Genomic DNA, 6,818 nt, shown 5'->3' with positions numbered 1-6,818 from the left:
ACAATCCGCTCAACCAGATCCTGAGCTGTCGCCCGGCCATGATTGAGCGGGGCTCGCGGCAGGTCGTGCAAACCTTCCGGGCCGAACTCCCGATAACGTCCGAGCCATTTGTAGCCGTTCTTGCGTGAGGTCCCGTAGGCCGCACAAAGCGCAACCATCGTCTCATCCCCAGCAAGACACTCCACAACAAACCGTAGCCGCTCGTCCATGATGCCAGTCTCTCGCCAAACCATCGCCGGTCCTCCCGGCGAAGGAGAAAACTGTCACCCATGCTATCGGTCCATTCTGTTACCTATCTATCCGGTTCGGACAACGAGGCACCCTCCCCTCAAGGGGGAGGGGAGCCCACCTTCTCGCCAAAGCTTGAAAAAAACTGCCCGGCCAGCTTCTTCGAAGTCGATTCGATCAGCCGGCTGCCGAGTTGGGCGATCTTGCCGCCGACTTCGGCCTTGGCCGCGTATTTGAGGACCGTCGCATCCGGCCCGTCCGCCGTCAGCGTCACGTCGGCGCCACCCTTGGCGAAGCCGGCAATACCGCCCTTGCCCTCGCCCTGGATGGTGTAGGAGTGCGGCGGCTTCAGGTTCTTCAACGTCACCTCGCCGTTGAATGTCGCCTTGATCGGTCCGATCTTCAACACCACCGTCGCCGCCATTTCGGTCGGCGATTTCATCTCCAGGTGCTGGCAGCCGGGAATGGTCGCCTGCAAAACCTTCGGATCGTTCAGCGCGTCCCACACTTTCTGCAGGGGGGCGGCAATGCGTTCCTCGCCTTCGATCACCAAAGCCATCGACACCTCCCGGACAGACTTCGAAGGCCTAACGCACGGTCTGGTCTGTGTCTATCGCACCAAAGTCCGGTTGCGACGGTGCGCCCTCTTGCCTGCTTCCGCGCGTTGCCATATCGATTTGTCTTACAAATACGGAGACCATGATGGCAGGCGCCCCCACCGGAAAGAAGAAGTTTCGCTCGCAGGAGTGGTTCGACAATCCCGACAATCCAGGCATGACCGCGCTCTACCTCGAGCGCTACCTGAACTACGGCCTGACGCGGGCCGAGCTGATGTCGGGCAAGCCGCTGATCGGCATCGCCCAGACCGGCTCGGATCTGTCGCCATGCAACCGCCATCATATCGAACTCGCCAAGCGCGTGCGCGAAGGCATCGTCTCGATGGGCGGCATCCCCTTCGAATTCCCGTGCCATCCGATCCAGGAGACCGGCAAGCGCCCGACCGCGGCACTGGACCGCAACCTTGCCTATCTCGGCCTGGTCGAAGTGCTTTACGGCTATCCGCTCGACGGCGTCGTACTGACCATCGGCTGCGACAAAACCACGCCGGCGCTGCTGATGGCGGCGGCCACCGTCAATATTCCGGCCATAGCACTTTCGGTCGGACCGATGCTCAATGGCTGGCACAAAGGCAAGCGCACGGGATCCGGCACCATCGTCTGGGAATCGCGCCAGCGGCTCTCCGCCGGCGAGATTGACTATGACGAGTTCATGGACATCGTCGCCTCATCGGCGCCGTCGACCGGCTACTGCAACACCATGGGCACCGCCACCACGATGAACTCGCTGGCAGAGGCGCTCGGCATGCAATTGCCGGGTTCGGCCGCCATTCCCGCACCCTACCGCGAGCGCGGCCAGATCTCCTATGAGACCGGCAAGCGCATCGTCGAGATGGTGCATGAGGATCTGAAGCCGTCCGACATCATGACGCGCAAGGCCTTCGAGAACGCCATTGTCGTCAATTCGGCGATTGGCGGCTCGACCAATGCCCCGATCCACCTCAACGCGATTGCCCGTCATCTCGGCGTGCCGCTCACCAATGACGACTGGCAGACGGTCGGCCTCCATGTGCCGCTCATCGTCAATCTGCAGCCATCGGGCGAATATCTCGGCGAAGACTATCACCATGCCGGCGGCGTGCCGGCTGTGGTGGCCGAGTTGATGAAGGCCAAGCTGCTGCCTTATCCCGAAGCGATGACCGTCAATGGCAAGACTATCGGTGACAATTGCAAGGGTGTCGCCAACGAGAACACCGACGTCATCCGCACCGTCGCCGAGCCGCTGAAGGCCAATGCCGGCTTCATCAATCTCAGCGGCAATCTGTTCGATTCCGCAATCATGAAGATGAGCGGCATCTCGCCGGAATTCCGCGAGCGCTATCTCTCCAACCCGAACGACCCGGAAGCCTTCGAAGGCAACGCCATGGTCTTTGACGGTCCGGAGGACTACCACGCCCGCATCGACGATCCGGCGCAAGGCATCGACGAGCACACCATCCTGTTCATGCGCGGGGCCGGCCCGATCGGCTATCCCGGCGGCGCCGAGGTGGTCAACATGCAGCCGCCCGCCTATCTCATCAAGAAGGGCATTCACGCGCTGGCCTGCATCGGCGATGGCCGCCAGTCGGGCACATCGGGCTCGCCCTCTATCCTCAACGCTTCGCCGGAAGCCGCCATTGGCGGCGGCCTGGCGCTGCTCAAGACCGGCGACCGTGTGCGCATCGATTTACGGAAAGGCACTGCCAACATCCTCGTCACCGACGAGGAAATCACGCGCCGCCGTGCCGAACTGCAGGTCGATGGCGGCTATCATTATCCCAAGCATCAGACGCCATGGCAGGAGATCCAGCGCTCCATGGTCGACCAGTTCTCGGAGGGCATGGTGCTGAAGCCGGCGGTGAAATACCAGGACGTCGCCCATACCAGCGGCGTGCCGAGGGACAACCACTGAGCACCCGCTTGATATGAAAATGCCGGCCTGATCGGGCCGGCATGAAAGCCTTGGCGTAAGCTTGTTTGGATGGCGGCCTCAGGGTGGAGGCGGGCCGGACGAAGCGGCGATGGCTGTGATGCCGGAGAGTCGTCCTGCCTTGCGGATGACTGGTGTGTGATACTGTTTCTTCATGGGACCCGTTGCCCGTTTAGATCACTGCTCGCACGCCAACTGATCCCACCTGTCAGTATGACATTGCAGTCCTCGTCAGTTTCGGGTTTTTTGACACGAAATCAAGAGGGGTCCAGAGAGTCGTCCATGATGATGGTTTTCCGCCACGGGCGTATCCTTGCCGCCTAGCCCGATCGACATTGCCCCGGTCGACATTGCTATTGTCGGCGCGGGCATGGCCGGTCTCTTCCTGGCGTGGCGCTTGTCCCAAAGTGAAAAGCCCGCAAGGATCGCTGTTTTCGAATCCGCCGGTCGCGTCGGCGGTCGGGCCTCCACGGTCTCATTTCCCGGAGAGCCGAACTTCGGCATCGATCTCGGCGCGATGATGCTGATGCCGCAACATCGGCTGCTCAAAAAACTCATGGCGACGCTGGATGTAAAGCTGTCGGGTATGGACGTCGTCACCGGCGCCAACCGGCTCCATCTGCGCGGTAGGAGCCTGCCCTACGCCGCTATATCGCGCTTTGCGCCGCGCCGCCTGTTTGCCTATGACGTGACGCGTCGGCTGCAGGAAAAAGGCCCGTCCCGCCTGCTGCGAAAGGCGGCAGCACTGATCCTGCCGGGTTCGGAGGCCTTCGGCAGCGCCGAATGGAACGGCGCCGCAGGCTTCGTTTATCGCGGCCGCAAGCTGGCGGATTGGGCGACTTGGGATGTGCTGGCGACGGTCTTGACCCCGGAGGAAATGGCTTTTGCCGAGGACGCGGTGGGCTATTCGTTGCTCCTGCGTGGACCAAACGCCGCCGAGACGTTCAGGCTTGCGCTCGGCGAGCTGAGCGGCGGCCGCTCCTATTGTTCCCCCGATGGCGGGTTCCAGCCGGTTGCGGAGCGAATGGCCGGGCGGATCGCTGTCAGCGGCGGCGCCGTCCATCTCGATCACACCGTGACCGCCATCGCCCGCTCGGCGCAAGGGATGGTCTTGTCTGTCGAGGGGCAGGGCGGGACGGTCGAGGCGCGCAAGGTCGTGCTGGCGTTACCGGTCCGCCCCCTGCGGACCCTGCTGGAAAAGTCCGGCATCGAGCAGCCCAGCGATCTGCCGGCACCGGAACCCTGGCCGATGCTCACGCTGGCCGCCTGCTATGCCAGCCCGTGGTGGGCTCGAAACGGCATCGCGGCCGGCCACAGCGTGACCGATCTGCCGGCTCGCCAGATATGGCAGTTCACAAAAGCGGACGCTCGCGACGCGACGATTCGTCGGAGCGTCGCCATGGCCTATTGCGATGGCAAGCACATGGTATTCTGGCGCTCACTGCTGCCTGAGCTCGCTCGGCGCCACGGCTTTGCGGTTTTGGCCGAGGGACATTCCGCGCTCGAGGCCTTTCACGGCCAGATGGTCGAAGTCCATGGCAAACACGGCGCCATCTCGAAACCCATCGGCGGGTTTGCGCAGGATTGGGGTGCGCCGGCCTATGGCGGCGCGTCGCATGTCTGGGACCGTGGCATAGATATCTCCGGTATAAAACTGGCGAGCCATACGCTCGCTCCGGGCATTCATGTCTGTGGCGAAGCGTGGTCCAACAATCACGGCTGGATCGAGGGCGCGCTGGAAAGTGCGGAAGACCTGTTGCAGCGGGAATTCGGGCTCGACGCCTGGTTTGCCTGAGACTCCGGAAAGGCGATGAAAAACGATCCTACATTCCCATATGAGTGGTCGGCTATCGGACGGAAAGTATCAACGTGACTAAACGGCGCTCTTCCCTCGGTTTCCTCGGCATGTTCGGCCGCTCGGGTGACTTGCGGGAACTGGACAACGCGCTGCGCGGCGCCGACCTTCACCCGGCACTGGTGCCAGAGGGAGTAAAGCTCACCATCGTCAATCTGATGAAGGATCACTGGCCGGACGAGCCCCCGCCAGAGGCTTATCGGTCCGTGGCGCAGCTGTTTGGTTATTGCATCGCAGGCCCACAAACCTTTGAGCAGGCCAATGGGCCGGAGCGGGGGCTGGACGCTGAGCGCCGCATCGAGGCAGCGCTTGAAACCGGCGACAGCCTGGATGCCCAGATCGTGCTGATGGCGCTGCATGGCAAGCTGATCAGCGCCGAAGTCGTCGAGCGCTTTGGGCTAAGTGCGGACTGACCTTCGTAAGGTGAAGCTTACCCGCCCATGCCGCTGCGTGGCAGCTTGATCATCTCGCCGAAGCGGGCGCGCAATTTGTCGTCTAGCAGCTTCGGCACATGGCGCGGGAAGCGCTCGGCAAGCACGCGCTTCTTTTCGATGATCGCCCGCTGCAAGATGTCGGGCCGGCCCTTCTCGTTCCATTCCTTGGGCGAAAAGCGGTCGCCGACGGCCGGATAAAAATACTCGGTCTGCATCAGGCGCAGCGTCTGCTCGTTGCCGAGATAGTGGCCTGGGCCATTCATGCAGACTTCGGTGATGGTGTCGATCGACAGCGCTTCGTCGGTCACTTCGATGCCCCGCACGCAGCGCAGGCAGTGGCCCAGCATGTCATTGTCTATGATCAGGCTCTCCAGGCAAAAGCCGAGCAGCGAGGCGTGCATGCCCGCCGATTCATAGACCAGATTGAGGCCGGCAAGACCGGCCATCACGTCGGTGATCCCCTTTTCATAGCCGGACTGGATGTCGGGCAGTTTCGAATCCGTCATGCCGGCGGCCGAGCCGCCCGGCAGGTCGTAGAACTGCGCCATCTGCGCGCAGGCCGAAGTCAGTACTGCCTGCTCGGCCGAGCCGCCCGACATGGCGCCGGTCCTCAGGTCGGAGACGAACGGCCAGGTGCCGAAGATCGCCGGATGCCCGGGCTTGATGGCGTTGACGTAGATGAGGCCGACCAGCACTTCGGCCACCGCTTGCACCACAGCGCCGGCAATCGCCGCGGGAGCGGTGGCGCCGGCCTGGCCGGCCGATAGAAGCAGGATCGGGATGCCGCCGTCGACACAGGCTTCGAGCACGCCGCAGGCGTCCTCGGCAAACTTCATCGGCGGCACGACGAAGCAATTGGAGTTTGACACGAACGGCCGGGCGCGAAAGTTCTCCTCGCCGCCGGCGATCGCATAAAGCATTTCCAGCGCCGGCTGCACGTTCTCGCGCACCGTGAACGAGGTGCCGACATGCTTCGACGTGCCCATCACGCAGGCGTAGAGCGTGTTGAAGTCCATTTCGAGCGGATCGGGAATGTCGCGCGGCACCATCGGCCGCTGGAAGAAATGGATGTTGTCGAGCCCTTCGACGAGGCGAGCGGCATCATAAATGTCCTGCACCAGCGACTCGCGGTATTCGCGCTTTTCGACATCGACCAGATGCACCGCCGCACCCGCCGTGCCGTAATGCACGCGCTTGCCCTGGATCAGCATGTCATGCCTGGGGTCCTGGCCGTGCAGCGTAAAATTTCGCGCGGCTCGTCTGATCGTGTCCATCACAAGCCCGCGTGGGAAACGGACGCGGCCGTCATCGCCGTAAACGGCGCCGACCCCGGTCAGCGCCTCGACGCAGGAGGGAATGGCATTGGCGAAGCCGACGGTCTCCAGCAGCGTCAGCACCGCTTCATGGATGCGCTCCTGGTCGTTCCGGTTGAGCGGGCCGTAACTGCCGCCTTCAAGCCCGGCACGTACCGGCCTGATGTCGTCGGCCAAAGGTGCTGCCCGCATGGCGCGGCGCGCTTCGCGCCCGCCGGATCGTCGCGAACGCTGGTCGGCTGATGTATCTTTAGGAGCCGCATCCTTAAGAGCCGCATCCTGCTGCTCAACAGCCGCTGACATGGGGGGCACTCCACCTTTAGCTTGCGAAACACGACGCGGTGATTGGTCCACCGTCGGCCTGCTTCGTCCCTCTGTCAGCCGACTATGCCGTTGCCATTGGCCCAGCCTATGGGCCAGTCAACGCAGCCGAGTATGCCAGAGAGCTAATGCAGAATGTTG

The 6,818-nt window shown here is 62.9% G+C and carries 6 protein-coding genes; 3 read left to right on the top strand and 3 right to left on the bottom strand.

The window, feature by feature from the left end:
- Nucleotides 1–233: helix-turn-helix domain-containing protein (locus NKI05_RS29045; protein WP_352793820.1), on the bottom strand; the 233-nt coding region annotated here is incomplete at its 3' end.
- 95 nt (nucleotides 234–328) lie between these two features.
- Complete coding sequence (locus NKI05_RS29040) at nucleotides 329–787, bottom strand: SRPBCC family protein (RefSeq protein ID WP_023696771.1); 459 nt, start codon at nucleotides 785–787, stop codon at nucleotides 329–331.
- Nucleotides 788–930: 143 nt separating this feature from the next.
- Here NKI05_RS29040 and NKI05_RS29035 point away from each other — a divergent pair, with 143 nt between their 5' ends.
- The 3 genes from NKI05_RS29035 (at nucleotide 931) to NKI05_RS29025 (ending at nucleotide 5,022) form a co-directional block, all read left to right on the top strand.
- On the top strand, nucleotides 931–2,736 hold the full coding sequence (locus tag NKI05_RS29035) for an IlvD/Edd family dehydratase (RefSeq protein ID WP_023806313.1): 1,806 nt from the start codon (nucleotides 931–933) through the stop codon (nucleotides 2,734–2,736).
- Nucleotides 2,737–3,067: 331 nt separating this feature from the next.
- A complete protein-coding gene (locus tag NKI05_RS29030) occupies nucleotides 3,068–4,549 on the top strand; it encodes a flavin monoamine oxidase family protein (RefSeq protein WP_023745243.1) in 1,482 nt (493 codons plus the stop codon).
- 110 nt (nucleotides 4,550–4,659) lie between these two features.
- Nucleotides 4,660–5,022, top strand: coding sequence for a hypothetical protein (locus NKI05_RS29025; RefSeq protein ID WP_081727415.1), 363 nt, complete (start codon nucleotides 4,660–4,662; stop codon nucleotides 5,020–5,022).
- Between the two features lie 17 nt (nucleotides 5,023–5,039).
- Here NKI05_RS29025 and NKI05_RS29020 read toward each other — a convergent pair whose 3' ends face one another.
- Nucleotides 5,040–6,659 (bottom strand): trimethylamine methyltransferase family protein, encoded by a 1,620-nt coding sequence (locus NKI05_RS29020; RefSeq protein WP_023816158.1) that lies wholly within the window; start codon nucleotides 6,657–6,659, stop codon nucleotides 5,040–5,042.
- Between the last annotated feature and the right edge of the window lie 159 nt (nucleotides 6,660–6,818).

It is taken from the genome of Mesorhizobium sp. M0771 (assembly GCF_040320155.1).
Taxonomy (GTDB): Bacteria; Pseudomonadota; Alphaproteobacteria; order Rhizobiales; family Rhizobiaceae; genus Mesorhizobium.
The sequence above is the reverse complement of the archived record's forward strand: the minus strand, read 5'-3'. Positions and strand labels throughout refer to the sequence as shown.

What these genes read in the sequence shown, in the direction of transcription:
- NKI05_RS29040 (WP_023696771.1), bottom strand. Translation starts at nt 787, where the DNA reads ATGGCTTTGGTGATCGAAGGCGAGGAACGCATTGCCGCCCCCCTGCAG.
- NKI05_RS29035 (WP_023806313.1), top strand. Translation starts at nt 931, where the DNA reads ATGGCAGGCGCCCCCACCGGAAAGAAGAAGTTTCGCTCGCAGGAGTGG.
- NKI05_RS29025 (WP_081727415.1), top strand. Translation starts at nt 4,660, where the DNA reads ATGTTCGGCCGCTCGGGTGACTTGCGGGAACTGGACAACGCGCTGCGC.
- NKI05_RS29020 (WP_023816158.1), bottom strand. Translation starts at nt 6,659, where the DNA reads ATGTCAGCGGCTGTTGAGCAGCAGGATGCGGCTCTTAAGGATGCGGCT.